This window comes from Algoriphagus sp., assembly GCF_029254265.1.
In the GTDB taxonomy this organism is placed as follows: Bacteria; Bacteroidota; Bacteroidia; order Cytophagales; family Cyclobacteriaceae; genus Algoriphagus.
In genome coordinates this window covers 25091-44499 of the sequence record NZ_JAQWXX010000108.1, presented here as the reverse complement: position 1 = coordinate 44499, position 19409 = coordinate 25091, and the positions used below count along the sequence as shown (strand labels likewise).

At 39.7% G+C, this 19409-nt stretch carries 12 protein-coding genes and 1 pseudogene; 1 reads left to right on the top strand and 12 read right to left on the bottom strand.

Annotated features, from left to right (window positions below; translation table 11 throughout):
• Window positions 1-69 precede the first annotated feature (69 nt).
• From P8O16_RS16385 to P8O16_RS16370, 4 genes are all read right to left on the bottom strand, one after another.
• Window positions 70-2361, bottom strand: coding sequence for a BamA/TamA family outer membrane protein (locus P8O16_RS16385; RefSeq protein ID WP_300316514.1), 2292 nt, complete (start codon window positions 2359-2361; stop codon window positions 70-72).
• Complete coding sequence (locus tag P8O16_RS16380; RefSeq protein WP_300316513.1) at window positions 2351-5464, bottom strand: translocation/assembly module TamB; 3114 nt, start codon at window positions 5462-5464, stop codon at window positions 2351-2353. Before P8O16_RS16380 ends, P8O16_RS16385 begins: the two co-directional genes overlap by 11 nt.
• Window positions 5436-7349, bottom strand: coding sequence for an AsmA family protein (locus P8O16_RS16375; RefSeq protein WP_300316512.1), 1914 nt, complete (start codon window positions 7347-7349; stop codon window positions 5436-5438). Before P8O16_RS16375 ends, P8O16_RS16380 begins: the two co-directional genes overlap by 29 nt.
• 190 nt (window positions 7350-7539) lie before the next feature.
• Complete coding sequence (locus P8O16_RS16370) at window positions 7540-8121, bottom strand: hypothetical protein (protein WP_300316511.1); 582 nt, start codon at window positions 8119-8121, stop codon at window positions 7540-7542.
• A gap of 856 nt (window positions 8122-8977) precedes the next feature.
• Between P8O16_RS16370 and P8O16_RS16365 the strand changes: the two genes are divergently transcribed.
• Entirely contained in the window at window positions 8978-9868 is an 891-nt protein-coding gene (locus tag P8O16_RS16365; protein ID WP_300316510.1) for an alpha/beta hydrolase, read from the top strand.
• 141 nt (window positions 9869-10009) lie between these two features.
• Here P8O16_RS16365 and P8O16_RS16360 read toward each other — a convergent pair whose 3' ends face one another.
• The 8 genes and pseudogenes from P8O16_RS16360 to P8O16_RS16325 all read right to left on the bottom strand — a co-directional run bounded on the left by P8O16_RS16360 (window position 10010) and on the right by P8O16_RS16325 (window position 19394).
• Complete coding sequence (locus P8O16_RS16360) at window positions 10010-10648, bottom strand: phosphoribosyltransferase (protein WP_300316509.1); 639 nt, start codon at window positions 10646-10648, stop codon at window positions 10010-10012.
• A gap of 5 nt (window positions 10649-10653) precedes the next feature.
• The gene (locus tag P8O16_RS16355) at window positions 10654-11304 is read right to left on the bottom strand and encodes a dienelactone hydrolase family protein (protein WP_300316508.1); all 651 of its coding nucleotides are present in this window, start codon (window positions 11302-11304) and stop codon (window positions 10654-10656) included.
• 248 nt (window positions 11305-11552) lie between these two features.
• Complete coding sequence (locus P8O16_RS16350; RefSeq protein ID WP_300316507.1) at window positions 11553-11924, bottom strand: VOC family protein; 372 nt, start codon at window positions 11922-11924, stop codon at window positions 11553-11555.
• Between the two features lie 126 nt (window positions 11925-12050).
• The gene (locus P8O16_RS16345) at window positions 12051-15056 is read right to left on the bottom strand and encodes a PVC-type heme-binding CxxCH protein (RefSeq protein WP_300316506.1); all 3006 of its coding nucleotides are present in this window, start codon (window positions 15054-15056) and stop codon (window positions 12051-12053) included.
• A gap of 725 nt (window positions 15057-15781) precedes the next feature.
• Window positions 15782-16912, bottom strand: a complete 1131-nt coding sequence (locus P8O16_RS16340; RefSeq protein ID WP_300316505.1) for an amidohydrolase family protein — start codon at window positions 16910-16912, stop codon at window positions 15782-15784.
• A gap of 11 nt (window positions 16913-16923) precedes the next feature.
• Window positions 16924-17469, bottom strand: a pseudogene (locus P8O16_RS16335) (DUF2911 domain-containing protein).
• A 97-nt stretch (window positions 17470-17566) separates the two neighbouring features.
• Entirely contained in the window at window positions 17567-18943 is a 1377-nt protein-coding gene (locus tag P8O16_RS16330; protein ID WP_300316504.1) for a metallophosphoesterase family protein, read from the bottom strand.
• Window positions 18944-19166: 223 nt separating this feature from the next.
• Window positions 19167-19394 (bottom strand): DUF3820 family protein, encoded by a 228-nt coding sequence (locus P8O16_RS16325; RefSeq protein ID WP_300316503.1) that lies wholly within the window; start codon window positions 19392-19394, stop codon window positions 19167-19169.
• Window positions 19395-19409 lie beyond the last annotated feature (15 nt).

Here is a 19409-nt window from a genome sequence, read left to right as displayed (position 1 = left end):
CTTCCAGCCAGTAAAACAAAGAAAATAAGCCTACTGGCATCATTACAGGTAATCATATAGAAGTATTAATTAAAATGGATAGCCAATCGCAAAATTAAAGATCAGATTTTCTTTTCTCCAGGTCTTGCTGCCAATATCGAATGAGTTTCCCCAGCGTTCGCCTTCTGGTAAAAATGGTTTCCTCAAAGGCGTAGCAATGTCAAATCGGATTACAAAGAATTCAATATCGACTCTCAAGCCGAATCCAGTTCCCATCGCAATTTCTTTCCACCAACTGGAGCTGAATTTTCCTCCAGGCAATGCTTCGTTTTCATTCATCAGCCAGATATTCCCTGCATCTAAGAATAGTGCTCCTTTCAGATAAGATACCATTGGGAATCTGTATTCGATATTTCCTTCTAGCCGAATATCTCCCGATTGGTCAAAATAAGAATTATCATCGATTACCTCTGGCTGGTAACTTCCAGGTCCAATGGAACGGATTCTAAATGCTCTAATACTGTTTGGTCCACCGGAGAAATATTGTTTAGAAAAAGGAAGAGAAGAAGAGTTGTTAATTGGGACTCCTACACCGGCAAAAAGTCGCGTAGCTACGGTTTGGGTATTTGTGAAATTGAAGTGATATCGAAAGTCTAAATCTATTTTGGCATACTGCGCATACTCAAGACCAAAGACCTTTCCATCACCTTTTCCTACAAGTTTATCAAGTGCATGAATTGTATTGCCGGCGAAGTCTAGACCTAATCCAAAGAAATATCCATGAGTTCTGAACCGGTCATTGAGCTTGTTGTAGTTAAAAGTATAATTGATTCCAGCAATAAAACTCTGTTCAAAACTTTTCTTAAGGAAAGGATTATTATCAAGTATTTCATCAAACTCAGGTGAAGACTGGGAAAGGTTTACAATGTTTACATTGATTGGATTGATTTCATGATAGACAAATTTATTTGCATTCCAGAAGTAACCATAAGATGTGAGAAATGAATTGAGTCTGTATAATCCTCCTCTGCTTAAATATTCTGTACCCAGACTTATTTTAGTCTTTGGCACCGAATAGCTGAATTTCTCTTTGATGGGAACGAAGAAGATCACTCTTGGGAAAATTAAATCCGCCTTTAAACCGAGTTGAAAAGATTCTAATTTTGACCTATTTTCTCCTCCGGCGATTTGGAGTTCATATCCGATATTGCCGGTCAGATTAAAGGTCTCTCCACCATGAAATAAATTTCTATTTCTATAAACTAGATTTAGAGCGGGACCTGCAAAATTATTGGACTTGGATACTGCTAAAAGCTCTGCTCTAACTGACCTCTTCGTCATGGGAGAGAGGTAAAAACTTGCGGATAGATGCCCGAGTGAATCTTTCTTATTCAATTCTTCATACCGAAGGTTTACAAATTTGTAATTGCCAATGGAGCTTAATCGATTGCTGGAGAGTCGAGATTTGGTTGGATCATATCTCTTCCCTTTTTCGATTAGAATGTAATCATTTAGGAGCTTTGGTTTAAAGACAAAATTGCCTTGGATGAAATCTTTTCCCTCAAGACTAACTGTATCTAGTTTTTCTCCGCTTTCATCCAAAGAGTAATTAGGAAATACTTGAATTTGATCTACTTGATAGGGCAAAAGGCCATTTTCAGGGGTGTTTGTTTTAAGTCTTAAATAGAGTTTAAATAATCTGGCCGTATCAGAAATATTCGTGTCTGCTTCAAAGATTAAATAATCATTATTAAAGTTGTAATAACCCCTTTTCTTTAGCGCTTCATCAATTCTGTCTCTTTCTTGATTTAAAGTGTTTATATCAAATCGACTTCCTGATTTTAACTCTGTTTCGGTTAGAATTTCTTGTATTTCATGCTCAATTTGAAGAGAGTCTCTTTCAAGTTCCAGTTCTGATAAGACATATGGGTAAGATACTTTTACAGCATATTTTACATCAGCAAACTTTTCTTTTCGGTTTACCTCAGAGCTGGTCGAGCCATAAAAATAGCCCCTGTTTTCCAGTCTATTGAGAATGAGCTCCTCGGTTCGAGCTGGATCCACTTGACTGAAATAAACAGGCTCTTGTCCAAATGTTTTGTTAAAAAAACGATTGATAAAGCCGGGTCTTTCTTTTTCTGATTTGTAATGGGCCCAAAGGCCAAAGTACATTCCTAAGAGTTTCGAGTTAGGTTCTGGACGTAGCAAGCTGTTCAGCTCTTCTTCGACAACCTTGAAATCTTCTAAATCTTCTGGCCTTTCAATTTCTAGGGAAGCGCCTGTGTATAATAATTCTCCTTCAGGTATATGCTTCTTTATTTGGCATCCTGAGACTGAGATAACAGCCAAAAAACAGAAGAGTATGTTTTTATTAATTTTCATCGTTCTCCCTATTTTGTTGCTTTTCCTTCAACTCGTCAATTGGGTTTGTTTTATTTTCTTTTTGGACAGGAGTCTTCCAAAGGTCCCGGAATTCATTGAACTCTCGATTGAAAATAATACCACCACCAGTGACAATTAACTGCCCATCAATAATGCTTTCAAATTGATTTTTTCTAAATGCTTTTATACTCCATCTGCCATCTTCAGTTAAAATATATTCAATACTGATATTCGCTAGTAGGGAGTTTGCTTGACCGCTATTTTGAGAGCTTCCTTCCAGATCTACTTGACTGCCAACTTCAACCACGAGACGATCATTGAATAAGCTTTGTTGAGCATTAATATTTAAATCAGTTCGGTTCTGTCCACTTCCTGATTGATAATCTTGGTAGGAGTCAAAATCGAATCCAACTTGAAACCCACTATCTCCAAACAATTTGCTCGAAAGAGCATTCATTTGACTAGATAGTAGCTGACTAGCGCTATTTCTAGCAATAGCCTCTGCACCGCCACTTGATCCATCACTTCCTTGAGACGGGAAGAATCTATCCAAAACCAGAAGAGAGAATGCCTGCTTGTTCAATTCATCTTCTTGTTCATTGACTTGGAGGACTTGTGAATACACACTACCTCCTAGTGCTCCACGATCATTTTCCGGCATATCTAAAGCAAAGGAAATTTCAGGTTTCAGTAGTTCACCTGCTACATTTAGATATACTAAAAATGGAAGACGTGTTTTATACTGAGACTTTGTCTGCTGGCTGCTTCCTGTAAGTTGAGAAGACATTAATTCTGTGGGGGGAGTTTTTACCTCATAAATAGCTCGGATGTCCAGATTTGCATCCATCGGATCACCATTCCAAGTAATTCTACTTCCGGGATTGATCAAGAATTTTTTACTGATCAAGTTATAAAGTGACATTTCATAATGTCCTTCTGTTATTTCATAAGCTCCACTAATCGTGACTCTGCCATTGGGATTAATATCCATTTGCAGGTTGGCACTTCCTGATATTAAAAGGTTGTCACCAGTTTTTGGATCTATTACCACTTTAAATTTCGCCTTCGGATCAGCAGTCAATATAGCTTGGATATCAAACCCGGAAAAAGCTGTAGTTTTTTCTTCTGTTTGCCTGGTTAAAAAGTCATCGGGATTTTCTTTGTTTACAAATATTACCACGCCATCTCTCTCTACCAGGTCAAGCTGTGACTCAGGAATAATAAATGTCAAATCTGTATTTTCTTTGACATTCAAATTGGCCTTGACAACCGGGAGATTTAGATTTCCTTTTATCGAAACATCTGCATCGATAGTGCCACGCCCATATAATAATTCATTCTCTATATTGGTGGAATTGACCACCATAAAGTTTTTGGCAACTAGGTTTAAATTAAAACCAGGATTGGTTAAATCACTTGTTGAGATTTCACCATCAACTGTAAATGTATTATCATCCGCATCTCTTACTGTCAACTGATCGAAATAAACCCCATCATTATCCAATGTGATTTTTTCATCCGATAAAAGATACTTGGTGCTAAGTTGTGCCGGTACAAATGATGTCTCATGAAATTGAAATTCTCCTTGGTATTTTGGATCGCTCGTCTTTCCACTTGCACTTATTTTACCCTGCAGGTAACCTGAAGCTTCTAAAATTTGATCCTGGGAAAGGGCAGCTATTTTTGTCATTTCTGCTTTGAGAAGATCTATTGTCAGATCGAATTCTGCACCTGATTCATTTGCGATGAATTCTCCATCCATATCCAGGTCGATACCTCCATCTCTTAATTTTAAAGCTAAAATATATTCTCCTAAGCTTTTCGCTGTGGCCTCTAGATTTAAATTGCCAAGTGGTACACCCACGGCCCTAAGGCTATCAATTTTTAGATCACCCATTAGGCCTATAGCTCCAAATGGGTTCTCTAGGACCAACTGTCCATTTAATTTTCCTCCGGCTAGAATTTCCTCCGGATTTAATAGACTGGTAAGGGTAGAAAGCCTGAAATTTTGAAAAAGAATAGCTATGTTTTCATCTGTAAACCCTTCAATATTCTTTTTGAGAGAAAGTTCTTGACCATTTTGGGTAAAGCTGAAATCTCGAAAGTTTAAGTTGTTTTCAGAATAGAGTGCTTGATTGGTAGTCGGAATGGTCCAGCTATTTTTGTTCAGAATTAGATCTTCTGGATCGATATGAATACTTATTGTATCGCCAGCTAGGCCGATGTCATAACCGATATGATAAAGTTGCGTTTCCTCTGCAAAAGAGTTGAATTCAAATTTAATTTTTGAATCCTCTAATTCACCAGTGAGGAAAGTATTGCCAATTTTTGAAGGGCCAGATTCCAGATCTTGAAAACCAAAATCAAAATTCAGATCACTCGAATTTGAACTTAGATTAAGTTCAAGACTGTCAATCAGGGAACCTGAATAATTGATATAAGGGAAATCAACAGATGCAGTGAAGGAATTTAAATTTTGGGAATATGACATTTGTATTTTACCAGAATCAAGTTGTTCTAGCCCTTGTAACAAAACGTCACTTAAAATAGGATCCTCATAAATTGATAAATCCATATTCATAACGATGTTGCTATCGAGGGCTAAATTGGTCGAATCAACTTGCCCTAAATACTGCAGAAAATGATTTTCAAGGGCTTGGGCCAATGCAGTTGGATCGGTGTTAGTCTGTATAAAACCTTTTGCAAGTTTACTGTCAATGGAAACGTTTGTCGAATCTGGTTTCACAAGTGCCCTAAGATCTAGCTGGCCAGTTGGGTAATTTTTTTTGTCATACAAAACCAAACCATCATGTAAAAAAACAGAGGCCTTGAAATCATCTAAATTCCCTTCAAAATTTGCTTCCAGTTTTAATTTAGCTCTGGATTCTTTTGAGGAAAATCCAAGCTCATAAAAATCTACACCTTTAAGGTCCAGCGCAAGGTCAACTTTTGAATTTATAGAATCCAGCGTGATGGAACTTAGTAAATCAAAATCCAAAAAGTCTGAATCAAGCAAAAGGCTGATATCGCCGGCCCCATTGGTAAGATCTCCATTTAATTGAAGCCCGGAATAATCAGATCCATATAGATTTATATTTTTCAAAATCGGACTGAAGACTTGCGTTCAGCTCATAGATACTAGTACCATTTCCATGGGCCTGTAGACTTAGCGATAAGGTATCCAAGTCTGGGTTTTGAAGTAAAACGCCAAGTTGTAATTCGCTCAAATCAAGATCCAGATCAAATGCCAGTTTATCTAAATTCTGGTAACTGGCAGCCATTTTAATCTCCCCTAAATCAGTCAACAAATCCAATTCTGCCAACAAATCATCCAAAGTACCTTTTGCATTCGCATGGAGATCTAATTGCTCTGGTAATTGAATTCCATAATCTGACTCCGATACAAATCGATTGATCGTGGTTCGATCGGTTTTAAGGTTGAGTTCAGGAAAATCAAAAAACAAAGAGTCAATTACCAAGGCATTTGCAATACTTCCCTTCGCTGTTAATTCGGTTTCATCCCAAGAGATAGTTAATTGCGGAATTTCCAATTGTGCCAGATTCCCATTAACCGATAAATCTCCCAAAAACGGAAATTTTGCTAGTTCCTGGATCAATGTGTCCTTTGCCAATTCAGGAGCAAAGAAGTAGCTATCTCTTACATCAAGGGTTAGGTCAGAAATTTCTAAATTCAATTTAGACTGCTCAGGATTATCGATTAATTGCTGGATTGATTCGTAAGTGAAATCAGCTTTTGAATCAACAAGACTTCGGTTGGTTTCTATAAAGAACCTTGAAATTTCAGTCCCTTTGCCAGTAGTTTTTAAGGCTAAAATCAAGTCTTTCAATTCAAATCCGCTGGCTTCTAAAAACTGAAAATTTTCGAGGTTTAGGCTCACTGATTCATCTGCCAAGGAGATATCGCTAGCTATCAAAGTCAAATTTTCGAGAAGGATAACTTCTGGATTAAAAATTCCTGACTGAGCTTCTTGATCTTTGGTTTTATATTCAATCTGGTTGTTCTCAAGCGCAATCGATTTTATGTCTACTATCCAGTCTGGCCAGGTGAATTCAGAAGAATCAGCTTCTATAGAATTGGAAGAAAGACTATCAGGAATCGAAAAATCATGGTATAAAATACTGGACTCCGAAAGGCTTATTTGATTAATCTCCACATTTTGATTTGGCAAATCTATTTCAGGAATCTGAAGTATTAACTCTCCGATTTTCACCTCTGCCAGTTGCTGTTCCAATGGATTATTGTAATCCAAAGTGATGTCGCGTAGGTTTAGATTTTCAATTCGGATAATCGGTAAAATCGACTCCTCTTCAGTTTCTTCAGAAGGAGGAAAAGGTTTGGTTTGTTTGTATTGAATGCTGCTTTTTTCTAGAGAAATAGACTTAATCCCAAAAACATTATTTTCCAAATCCAAGGTTGGAATAGCCAATTCAAAATCCCCAAGCTTTATTTGAGCTTCAGTTCCCGTGACTTCATCCAGGTAGGTGATGTCAAAATCTTTGAGCGTAATTGGCGAAAGTGAAATGTTTAAAGCTGCACTTTCTTCCGACGTACTTTCAGAAACTGTCGCATCTTCTGAAGAAGAAAAGGCTTCAATTAGGTATTCAAAATTGAATTTACCGGTACTTTCAGGTCGATTAATTCTGGCAGTAAGGCCTTCCCAATCGAAATTGCTTACATGGATAGAACCATCTTGAATCAGTGGAAGAAATGAAACTCCAGCTTCCAGATTTTTAGAATATACCAAGGTGTCTCCATCAACATCCGAAATGTAAAACTCTTCAAGGCTGATACTTCCTGAGAATGTGATAAAAAGCTTCCCAACACTTACATCAGCGCCAGTTTTGTCATGAAGATAGGTGGTGGCCTTATCCACTATTATCCCCTGACCCCATGGGCTTCGAATAAAAAAGATCAAGGCAACGAAGAGAATCAATAGGCTAGCTATTGAAATGCCAAGGATCTTCAAAGATTTGAGCAGGTACTTTTTTATAATTTCTGATTAAGCATGTGTCAATCACTAAGTTTGAATATCCTAAATAAAAGACCAAGAAATAAGCCAGAATGTTAAGAAAAGAATAATTTTAAGTATCACCCTTTTGGTTCTTTTGAGAAAATATTGGAAAGCCAAGAAGCAAAATAGGATAGATGAGAAATTATTAATTCCGGTTATGATTTTTATCCACCCTAAAACTCATAAAAGAAATGACCAAACCCGTCAGAGAAATCCCTAAGGAAAGGGGCCAATGGTAATAAGACACCGCGATTGCAAGAATCTGTAAACCTAAACCCGTCAGCCAAACTAAGTGTCCTGACCAAGTTTTAGGAGTTCTGCGGTTGATGTCTGCATTACTTTTTCCCTCGTCTATCAAGGGCCGGAAAAAGTCACGATACTGCCAGAGCAAGGTCATATTGAGAATTAGAAAAAAGCAAATCACATAAGGGGTGCCGCGCCATTGCAGCGAGATAGTCACCATTAGAATATTGGCCAATAGTGGAAGCATCATGATACTCCCGAGTAGTTTATAACGGGTAGTCACCAGTAAGTAGCCGATGACGACCTGAGAATAGGCGATAAAAGCGCCATAAAACCCAAGGTCATATTTCGTCAGTTCATCTATCAACCAGACTGGTCCCATCCATCCAAAGAATTTATGCTCAAAGAACAGCTTCGCCATTCCCGATCCCCAAAAAGTGAAGCCTAAGAAAACTGAAATGCCTTGGACGAGAAATCTTTTCATTGAAATGATAAGGATCGAAATTACCAGAAGTTACAGAATTTAATAACTTTCTTACTTTACAACTATTTGAAAACCTTTTTTTAGATATGGATACCAGCCAACTTGCCACAGGCAGCAAACTCAATCATCCCAAAATCGCCCAAGGAATCTTCATCAAAGGGTAAAACTTTAAAGGCATGAAATGCCCATGAGAAGTGCTTCTCACACAACTTGTCGCGAACTGGTTTCGGGAGGGGGATGTCCCGATAAATATCAGGATCAGGGCATTCCATGTGACAATTAAAAATCAAATTATAAACACATGAAATTAGAAAAGCAGATTAACTAGCGGAGTTATTTCTTTTTTGCGGGCTTTTTTGTTTTAGTCTTGATTGGTTTTTGGTTTACCTATTTTACCAGTGGTTGGCTTTCTTATGGCGGATTTGATTTTAGTAGCCCTGAGTATTTGGGATTGGAAATCGCACAAGCGATGGAATCTTTTCCCATTTGCCTTACTTGTGGTTTTGATGTACCATTTTTCCGTTTTGAATTTTTACAAATTTGAATTTTGGCAGTCCTTCAGCGAATGGATTGTAGGCTAAACTACATCAATCAGTACTTGTAATCCTTCTGAAAGAAAGTATCAAGACCATGCATCCTGCTCTTTGGGTATCTTCTTTTGGATTAGATGGGTGAATTTGAATGACAATCGGGTTATTGGCTTTGACAAAATTTAAAAACTGTATCTTCTAAGTTATATTCAGGTGTTTCCCAATTCTCCATCTTTTGGAGTGCTTTGCTAAGGCCAGAGTAAAGTTGTAAAACATGATCAATCACAGTCAAAAATAATCAAGGATCGATCCTTAAATAAAAGCATATGAGATTAATTACGATTACCCTTTTTCTACTGGCAATGCCTTCCATACTATTCGCTCAGGATGCTTGGTTGTCAACTCCGGAAAGCATTAATCAATTTCGGGCACAGGTAGAAAGGATCAAACCAGCTACCTCGCGTTTTGATCTTTTGATCACTGATCAGGCTATCCCTTTAGCTGGTCGTGAGGTAGCTATTCGAATTTATAGACCAAAAACTGCTGGCTTAAAACCCACCTTGATCTATGTACATGGGGCATGTTGGGTAGCGGGAAGTTTAGACAGTCACGATGAGATAAGTAGGTATTTAGCTGAGAAGAGTGATGTGACGGTGATCGCCATTGATTATCGATTAGGGCCTGAGCATAAATATCCAGCTGCTCATGATGATGTCTATGAAGTGACGGACTGGTTATGGAATCATGCAGGTGAACTTGGCTTAGATACGGCAAACTTTGCCATTTCCGGAGAAAGTGCCGGAGCATATTTTGCCGCAGCGACCACTTTAAAAGCGAGGGAAACTAAAAACAGTCCCAAATTCTCTTTTCAATTACTTGTTTATGCCGCTATCGATGGGGGAGGCTCGTCCTGGTCAGTATGTAAAGATTTATACTTTGAAAATATAGAAGACGTGCGAAGTGACTATGGTTCACCCCTCTGGGCTAAAAATCTGGTGGGACTTCCACCGACATTTAATATTCTGGGTGAATATGAGATTTCAAGAGTAGAGGAGGAGTTGTTTTTGAGGAAACTGAACGATGCGGGAGTGTCTACTGAAAGCTTTATGTATGAAGGTGTCGGACATGATGTGACGACTTGGGGTTCAGTCCGTAAAGAGACCCCCGCTCATCTAAAAGCGGTAGAGTATATCAAGGCTGGGTTTGGGAAAAAATAGCAAATTGTTCAAATTTTCTAAAAAGGAATACCTTGTTGGTGTACTAAAAGAGACTTGTTAGAAAATCATTTGACTATGCCTTTTTTTGTGGGGCATGACCACATACGATTTAAGGTTCTAATCTTATCACAATGGGGTTGTCTATGATACCTCTTTATTCGAAACGTCCAGCAATTGCTTAACCTGCTCATCATCAACTTCACCAAAATCTTCGTAGAATTGGCCAACAGCTCTAAAGTCATGTGGTATCATCAAACATATTACTTCATCTACAAACGGTGAATTTTGGAAGTTTTGAATGGCATCTGGCGGAGACACAGGAACTGCAACTACAATTTTTTTCGGCTTTTCTTCATGCAAAATTTCAAGGATTGAAAGCATGGTGTTGCCAGTAGCGACTCCATCATCCACCACCAACAGAATTTTACCATGCAGATTCAGCTCATCCTTAGCTCCGCAAAATTTCTGATAGCGCAGCCTTAGATTTTCTCTGATTTTTTCGGTTTCTGATTCGATATAATCTTCGGGAATATCATTGGCGGCATTGCTAAGAACTCTATTTTTTAATGTTACCGCACCTATTGCATATTCTTTATGAAAGGGATGGCCGATTTTTTTAGAGAGTACAATCTCTAGTGGTAGATTAAGCGATTTGGCGATAATATAACCAAGAGGCACACCTCCTCTGGGGATGGCCAAGACCACAGCATTTCCATCTTTATACTCCTTTAATTTTTCAGCTAATAGTAATGCGGCTTCATCTCTGTTCTTGAACTTCATCACTTTTATTTTATAGTTAAATAAGTATCAAACCAATCAATGGTTAATTGCGCAACCTCTTCAAGTTTTCCGGGTTCTCCGAATAGGTGAGTTGCCCCTTCAACGATTTCTAATTTTTTTATACAATCCAATTGATCAAAAGCTTTTTGATTTAATTCAATCACTTCATAATCATCTCCTCCAACGATTAATAGGGTAGGGACTCCTATTTTGTCTAGAACAGGCATGGCCATATCCGGTCTTCCTCCTCTGGAGACTATTGCTCCAATCTTTTGACCCAAAGTCGCAGCTGCAAAAAGTGCTGAAGCTGCACCCGTGCTCGCTCCAAAATAGCCTATAGGAATATTTTTCAGATTCTCTGATTCTATCATATACTCGGTGACGTCAACCAAGCGTCGCGTCAAAAGATCTATATTAAATCTGTTTTCATAAGTTAGATCTTCCTCTTCAGTTAGCAGATCAAATAATAGTGAGGAATACCCAGCCTCAAGTAATTGGTCTGCGACGAAATTATTTCTGCTGCTAAGTCTGCTGCTTCCACTCCCATGACAAAAAATAATCATCCCTCTAGGATTAACCGCTTTTCTTAAAATCCCTTTCAAATCGAGATTCTTTAAAGGAATTACCAGCTCTATTTTATCAATGTTATTTTTCATGATTGCACCATAAAATTTTCATAAATAAATCTGAATCCAGTCAAGCTAAATCAGCCTGAGTGTTTTCTTAAAAATAAGACTTCGGTATGATAGTAAATATGATTTTCATCAACATAGAAAAAGTAACCCTATGAATGAATAAAAACAAAACAATCTGGAAATCAGATTTCTCGATTTTGAATAAAGAAAAGTGGAAGGGGCGTTTTGAGAAACGACATATTTAAAATGCGTGATTAGCTAAGGAAATATCAAACATGCTGATCAATCAATATCATATTTCCGTCCGGGTCTTTCACAACAAATGATGCTGGCCCTTGAGTGGACTCATCGGCTTCACTTTCAAGTTTGATTCCTTTGGATTTGACAGATTTTTGGATTGCACGTACATCGTCAAAGTTTTCAACAGGTTGTGCATTTTCATCCCAACCTGGATTGAAAGTGAGGATATTTCCTTCAAACATCCCCTGGAAAAGTCCCACGAGGGCATTGCCATTTTTCATGATGAGATAGTTCATTTCTTCACCTCCAGCAAATTTGCTGAAGCCTAAGTTTTCGTAGAATGTTCTGGAAACCTTCAGGTCCTTGACCGAAAGAGAGATTGAAAATGCGCCGAGTTTCATAGGAATTAAGATTTATGATATTAGATATAAGTTTTTTAACCGACAAGAAATTTAAACCTCCCTACTTCCAACCTCCAACCTCCAAACCTCCCGCTTCCAACCTCCCGACTTCCTACTTCCAACTCCCTACTTCCTCAGCGTCTCCAAATAACTTACCAAGTCCACCAACTCAGTTTCACTAAGTGGGAATTTTGGCATCAAGGACTCGGTAAGCTGTGTTACAGACGCGATATCGGCTAGCTTGTAAATCGTCTGTTCTCCACTACCTACGAGTTTCACGATCAGATCGATTTCAGTTTTGGAGTTTACAATGCACTGGATTTCCTTTCCATCTTTAAATTTCACAAGTTGGGTTTCGTAGCCGAAGCCCATACCTTCGGAAGGATTTAGGATGGAATTATATAAAGCCTCCTTCGAGAGCTTATCCCCAATCTCTGTCAAGCCGGGGCCGAAGTCAATTCCTTCATTTCCGATTTTATGACAAGCCAAGCAATAGCCTTGAGCGATGGTTTTCCCTTTTTCTATGCTTCCAGACTTTGCTAATAGGGAAGCTACATTTACTTTAGGCCCAGCACTATTTCCGAATTTCTCAGTGGCGGCAGCACGAATCTCGGAGTTCCAAGTGGACATCAAAAGCTTCTGCGCAATAGGCATCATATCAGCTGGAATCTGATTTTTGTTTTCCATTTCCCATAGATAGCCTTCGCTGTTGTAGCCTTTCATAGCTTGTGTCGCCGCTTCCCTTACAGCAAGGCTTCGCTTAGTATCTGTGAAGACAGTAGCTAAGCTTTTGGCCATATCGACATTGTCCACGGTTCCAAATTTATCAATAGCTTGGATCGCTTTAGTTTCATCCGAATTGGAAAAATAACCCGGCATTTCAGCTACTCCATAGAGTTCAATGTAAGTTTTGGCAGCAGTCTGGGAAATGTTCTGGTCAGGTGAGTCCATGACCAGGTCAAGCAAACGAGCCTTTTGCTCTTTCAAGCCATATTTGCTAACAATCTCAAGAAAATCCTGATCATCGGCGATTTCACCTGCTTTTTGCGAAGCCAAAGCTAAAATCTCCCGATCCGGAGATCCAGAATCGAACACCAACTGACGAAGGGCTATAATCTGCTCTTCCGGAGAACTCGTTTTTAGTAGGGATTTTAAAACCAGATTTTTTGCATCTTTGTATTGAAAATCCAATGCTCGATAGTATCGTAAATTTGCTGGGGACTTTTTCTCCTGAATCAATTCGCCCAAAAGCGTGGCTGTATTGGCACTTCTGGATCGCCAAACTAAATCGGTAGCCTCCTGACTTTCGGTCCAACCAGTTCCTACTTTTTCTAAATACGTGGGCAAATAAATATCCCAGAATCCTTCGGCCGCAATCCCAAGTGCCTCCAAATACCAGCGATCTCCAGCCTGATAGTTTTCAGCTAATCTTTCCCAAACAGCAGGCATTTCGATATAGCGAATTGCTAAAGCTACTTCTCTCCTGACTTGCGGAGATTCGTCATTTGCTAAAGGCAAGAGAAAATCTGCATGATTGGTTTTGTTGATTCTAGAAGCTCTTACAGCAGCTACTCGGATATCTTGATTTTCATCTTTTGCAGCCGCTGCAATATATTCTTGTCCATTTGGAAGCTTGGTAAGGAGCCAGAAAGCGCGTGCTTTCATCCGGGGATCCTCGCCTTCATAAAGCTCTTTCAAGGCTGTTTCAGCTTTGGTGCCCATTTCCTTTAAAGCCATAAATGCTTTGAAATGGGTGGCTCGATTTGGATTTTGGAGGAGTTTAATCAGAGATTCCACATTAGAATAGTCTGGCTTTTCTAAGTTGTACTTTACGCCCTTTGGAGCAAGTCGGTAGACACGACCTTTGTCCAGATCACCCATCGCATGTCCACCTACACCCGGATCATACCAATCGGAAACAAAGATTGATCCATCGGGAGCAACTGTTACGTCTGAAGGTCTAAACCAATTGTCCCGCTTATTTCCATCCATCAGATTGATGATTTCAGCCGTGAAACCGGCAGCGGATTCCTTCACTGGATAAGCGCGGATGATATTTGGACCTGCATCGGCATGTATTACTTGATTTTGATATTCTTCAGGCAAAAGTTTTCCCTCGTACACCAAGATTCCGGTAGGGGAGCCCGCATAAGTTTGTAAAAGATTTGGCACTACGCCTGGATCATTCAGGTGCCAATGTCGGAGCGGAATGGAATCTTCCATATTGATTCGGCGTGTCCTCCAATCGCTTCGAGTCATTTCATCTTTGAAACCATAATTCCCATAATCCATGACGTAATTAATTCGAGTTCCTCGATTACCATCATCATCGTTATCTGATTGCCACATTCTACCGTAGCTATCTACTGCGACTTCATAGTTATTACGGAAGTTCCAGCCTAATATCTCGACATTAGTATGATCCGGATCCATTCGGAATACCATTCCTTCCTGATAGGTTTGGGTTTCATTGGTAATCGGTCTACCGATCGGATCAATGATTGGGTTGCCTTGCGCATCACGGAGTCCTTCGCCGGCATTCCCATAGTTGAAATACAGTTTGCCATCAGGTGCAAAAGTCACCGCATGCATCCCATGATCATGCTGCTCACCACCCACACCAGAGAATAGAATCTCTTTCTTTTCTGGAACATCATCCCCATCTGCATCAGTAAATACATAGAGATAAGGGCTGACGGAAACATAAACTTTATCGCCCAAGACTGCAATTCCTAAAGCAGCATTGATGTCATTTCCTTGGTAGAAAACTTTCGAAGTATCCGCTACGCCATCACCATCGGTGTCTTCCATGATTAGGATTCGATCACCTTCTGCTTTGGTTGGATTACGGGGATTCAGTTTAGTACGGTAGTTATAAGCTTCGGCGATCCAGACCCGGCCACGATCATCTACATCCATATTCGTGGGATTAGTCATCATCGGTTCAGATGCGAAAAGTGTCAGTACTAATCGCTCATCAGGCACTTCGATACCATCTAAGGCAAATTCCACAGAACGCTTTTGAGCATCGCTGAGTTGGGCGAATTCTTCGTCAGTCAGTTTGGGCTTGGATTCGGTGCAGGCAAAAAATGAACTTAGTGCAAGAGCGAGGATTGCAGAATGTCTCTTCATATGATAATAGGTTTTTGGGCTGGAGCGATAAGTATTTACCTGAAGGACAAATTATTCCTTTATCAGGGGATAAGCAAGGATAGATACTTGGAAAGGTTTTAGAAGTAAAATAAGAATCAGAATTTGAAAAGTTAGATTGAGGGTTTTCTATTGTTCTTTTGGCTTGGCCCAAAAGAACCAAAAGGCCAAGACGCAAAAAAGCTTCCACCGCACTAGGCCGAACGCCGGCCCGCTTTTGCGTCATCCCAACGCGCCTATCAGATGAAAGATTTTGCTTATCGTTATTTTCCCCTTAGCCCACCGTTGGTATCACAAGGAGGATTTGTTTTTTATCAATATTTTCAGAATCAGGATTAATTTAGGAATAAAGCAGAATGGCTTCAATCCCCCTTGCCCCCATAACAAGGGGGAATCGCATTTTCTAAACCTCAATCTTAAAACCTAGGAGGTGTAATTTTCTATTTTTTTAAAAATAAAATCCCATTTGTAGTCAAAAATTCATTCCTACGCGGACCTAAATTTCCCTTTCCAAAGGGGGTTAGGGGGATTTAATAATTCACTACTCCTCAACCGGAAAAACTGAACGATCGATTCCCGGAATCACATTCATCGCCGCAGTTCGTGTCTCCACGAAACGCAATAAGTGTTTAAAAATTGATTGGCTTTTTTAACCGCAAATTGCATGGAGGTTTTCACTGAAGACCTTGAATTTTTATTAAAAAAAACTAGTCTTCCAGAGGAAAAACTGATCGATCTATACCAGGGATAACGTTGATCGCGTTTTTATAATAAACCTTCCGAAGCACTGAATCGGGCAATCCCATTCCATACATCTTCCAGTTGGCATGCCGCTTCCTGTAGTAATCGAAATACTCATCCTCGGTCTCCAGTACTCGGAAATAGGTGTAATATTCCTCCATCTTATAGGTGTCTTTTCCAAAAAGAATCCGATCCTGATACGCGATGAAAAAAGTTCTTGCTGCCTTTGGCTGTCGCCCTAATTCTGCCAAAACGGCTCCAATTTCGGTGTACATATTTGGGAACTCATCCATGAGTTCTCCAAGTTTCTTCAGGTCATTTCCGTACCATCCCAAATGGGCATTGATAAATTTGGTGTCGGGGTGTTTTCTGAATACGGCGTGTTGCTCAGCCATAACCGAATCAAAGGAAGGAAGCGTTTCAGGGTTTCGGTAGCGACTCGGATATTGCTTTAGCTCAAGCCAGCGCTCATTGAACTTGTCTTTTGGTTCCCAGAATGAGCTAGGTTCACCAGAATGAATTAACACTGGAATTCCCAATTCACCACATTTTGCCCAGATCGGATCGAGGCGAGGGTCATTGACAGGGATCCGATTTCCATCATTATCCTGATCATTCAGCCCAAGTTCTTTGTAAACCTTTAGCCCTTTTACTCCTTGTTTTACCCCTTCCTCCAACATCATCAAGGGCTCTTCCGGCCAACCTGGATCATCGAGATTTTCGAAATTGATATTAAGAAAAACTACAAATCGCTCTGGGTAATTTTCAGCTACATTATCTAAAGACCATTCTAGGATTTTACCGCGAAAACCACTCAGATTGACCATTACGCCCATATTTAGCGAATCCATTTCCTCAACCAAATCTTCCAAATCTTGGATTGGCATGATCCATTGGTGATTATGGACATCGATAAAAGGAAATTTAGATTTGGTAAGCGGATGCTCGGGTACGACCAAAGTCGAGATGGGATCATATTCTTCCACATCCATCACATTGAGTCGGTACTGGATAAGCCCGATGATCCAATAAGTAATACCAAGAAAAATGAGTACCCCTATTGGCAGGAGTACCCATTTTTTTGCTGAAAAAGCCATTTAAATACGGTTTATTGTACGCTGATCGGAACAGCCACTAAGGTATTTTCCCAAGCGATATTCATTAGTATTTCAGAACCGGATTCCTCGAAACTGATAGTGAATACTTCCACTTCCGCAGCCGGGGTAGAAACTGGCACGTTCACTTTTACTACATCTCTGGAATAATCAGGCTCCTGAACACCCAAGAAAACTCCTAATTCTGAATTTAGGGAAATCTCAAAAGATGTTGCTCCAGGTACAGCGTACATTCTTTAGGTCCCTGCTGCTACCGCCTGTCCGGCAAAATTAACATCTTGGCTGAAGGTGATTTCCGTGGCTGCATTCGCCCCTAATCTCCAATAAGTGCCATAAGGCTGTAAAGCACCAGAGGCTTCATCGCCAAAGATCAATCTGCCTTTCTTGGAAGGCTGGGAATAATTAACTGTAATATCTACACCCTGACCGGAGAAAGTTGCGGTAGTAGGAGGACTTGTAGGAAATAAAATTCCGTAACCAAAGAATGCAACAAAAGCTAGGAACAAGACTCCGAGGCCGATTAAAATTTTCTTCAACATATTAGCTGGGGTTAGGTAAAAATGAATTGATCAAAATTAGCTGAAATCTTAAACGAAAGCAAAAATCGAATTTCAGCCCATATTTTCCTTTTTAGTTTTATTTTTTAGTTTCTACCCGTTCCGGTATTGCATTGGCACGAAGCTCAATAAATTTATTTGGTCCATTTGGGGTTTTGATCAATTCAAAGGAATCATAAAGCTCACCGATTGCCGTGTAAGACTCGAAAAGTAATCGGTCTCCCTCAATTGTGATCACTTGAAAAAGCTGAGTGTTACCACCGCTTCGCTCTTTTTGTGCACCAAATTCGTCCCAATCTCCTCCGACCTCATACATCTTACCTCCGCTGACGGATACCACGTAGACAGTGCCTGTTTGATCCCGGAGGTTTACACCTTCAAGTAGATTTTCCCCTGGAGATACCCGACCTCTTGCATAGCTGTGATCATGACCTTGTAGGGCCAGATCCACATGGTACTTGTCAAAAATAGGCTTCCAGATTTCTCTGATTTTAGGATTGTCACGACCTGAGGAAGCAGAATACATTGGATGGTGATAGGTGAGGATAATCCACTTTTTAGTGGTTTTGGATAAGAGGCTATCTAACCACTCCGCTTGACGTTCAAGTTCTACGTTTGAGTTTAGAGAGATGATACGAGCGTCTTGATAGTCCACAAAATAGGCAGTTTCTTCCAGTCCTTTTGGACCATTCTCAGGCAGATTAAATTGAGGTCTCCACTGTACTGAAAGGCTTCTGTATTTGGAGGCTTCTTCGGAAGGTGATTTTGGTTGGTACTCATGATTTCCCGGGGTGGGCATAGAAGGAATCATGCTATGAATAAATCCACCAGCAGTAAACCATTCGTGCCATTGTTGTTCCCGATGCGCGTTGTTTACTAAGTCTCCTGCGTGAATAAAGAATTTAGCATCCGGAGCGGTTTTAAATCCTTCTCGAATTAGCCGGGACCATAGTTCAAGAATGTAATTTTGGGCATCACCAACATATAGGAAGGAAAATTTTTCTTCAGTTTTTTCTGAAGCCGTGGTAAACTGAAACCATTCACTCCAGCGCTCACTGTCTCCTACTCGGTAGGCATAGGTAGTAGCCGGCTTTAGATTTTTTAAGGAAATTGAATGGTAAGTAGATTTTACTTTGTTTTCCTCAATTTCCGGACTTTGAAATGAAGTGGAGATCGCTGCCAGTCTAAATGCATTCATAATGAATCTAGGATCTGCAGAAGCTTCGGTATATTCAATTACTCCTGATTTTATTTTAGCGGATGTTCTCCAAGTGATATTGGCACTGTGCGCTGGGTCCTCACTGATATTCAGGATGATTCGATCGGGATAAACTGTAGGATTACTCCAATCAAAATCAAACTTAGGTTCCTTATAGGTCTTTTTTTCCTGTGCAAAAAGAGCCTGTGAAAATACTGCGGCTACGAGAAAGAAAATTAGGGAGAAGCGGGAGGTCATTTGGGTAAAATTTTGATTAAGAGTATTAAAGTAGAATATATAAACCGCTTTCTCAAGCAAATTTCCTTCAAACTATTCCAATCTCAAAAAGCTAATAATTTCGAAACGATTTGGTAAAAAAGACATGGGAACCCGTATAAAAATCAGATTTTGGACTTAAGTAAAATCAATTTCTGGCTACTGGAATTAGAAAAAATAGCGAGGATCCAGATTAAAAAACTGATTAATAAATTTTAGAATAGTTCTTTTTCAGCTCTGCCAATATTCCTTCCAGACCATTGAGTCTGATTTCATAGAGGGTATGAAGCCACATCCCAAGTTTGCCTTCCGGAAAACCCTGTCCATGCATCCATACTAGGTAATGTTCGGGGATGTCACAGAGTAAACGGCCCTTATATTTTCCATAGGGCATAGTTTTCGTGACAAGGTCGATAAGGATTTGTTTGTCCATAGCACAAATTACCTA

Bases quoted from the DNA above. Each gene is read 5' to 3' on its own strand.
- P8O16_RS16385 (WP_300316514.1), bottom strand. From the start codon at position 2,361: ATGAAAATTAATAAAAACATACTCTTCTGTTTTTTGGCTGTTATCTCA.
- P8O16_RS16370 (WP_300316511.1), bottom strand. From the start codon at position 8,121: ATGAAAAGATTTCTCGTCCAAGGCATTTCAGTTTTCTTAGGCTTCACT.
- P8O16_RS16365 (WP_300316510.1), top strand. From the start codon at position 8,978: ATGAGATTAATTACGATTACCCTTTTTCTACTGGCAATGCCTTCCATA.
- P8O16_RS16360 (WP_300316509.1), bottom strand. From the start codon at position 10,648: ATGAAGTTCAAGAACAGAGATGAAGCCGCATTACTATTAGCTGAAAAA.
- P8O16_RS16355 (WP_300316508.1), bottom strand. From the start codon at position 11,304: ATGAAAAATAACATTGATAAAATAGAGCTGGTAATTCCTTTAAAGAAT.
- P8O16_RS16350 (WP_300316507.1), bottom strand. From the start codon at position 11,924: ATGAAACTCGGCGCATTTTCAATCTCTCTTTCGGTCAAGGACCTGAAG.
- P8O16_RS16345 (WP_300316506.1), bottom strand. From the start codon at position 15,056: ATGAAGAGACATTCTGCAATCCTCGCTCTTGCACTAAGTTCATTTTTT.
- P8O16_RS16340 (WP_300316505.1), bottom strand. From the start codon at position 16,912: ATGGCTTTTTCAGCAAAAAAATGGGTACTCCTGCCAATAGGGGTACTC.
- P8O16_RS16330 (WP_300316504.1), bottom strand. From the start codon at position 18,943: ATGACCTCCCGCTTCTCCCTAATTTTCTTTCTCGTAGCCGCAGTATTT.
- P8O16_RS16325 (WP_300316503.1), bottom strand. From the start codon at position 19,394: ATGGACAAACAAATCCTTATCGACCTTGTCACGAAAACTATGCCCTAT.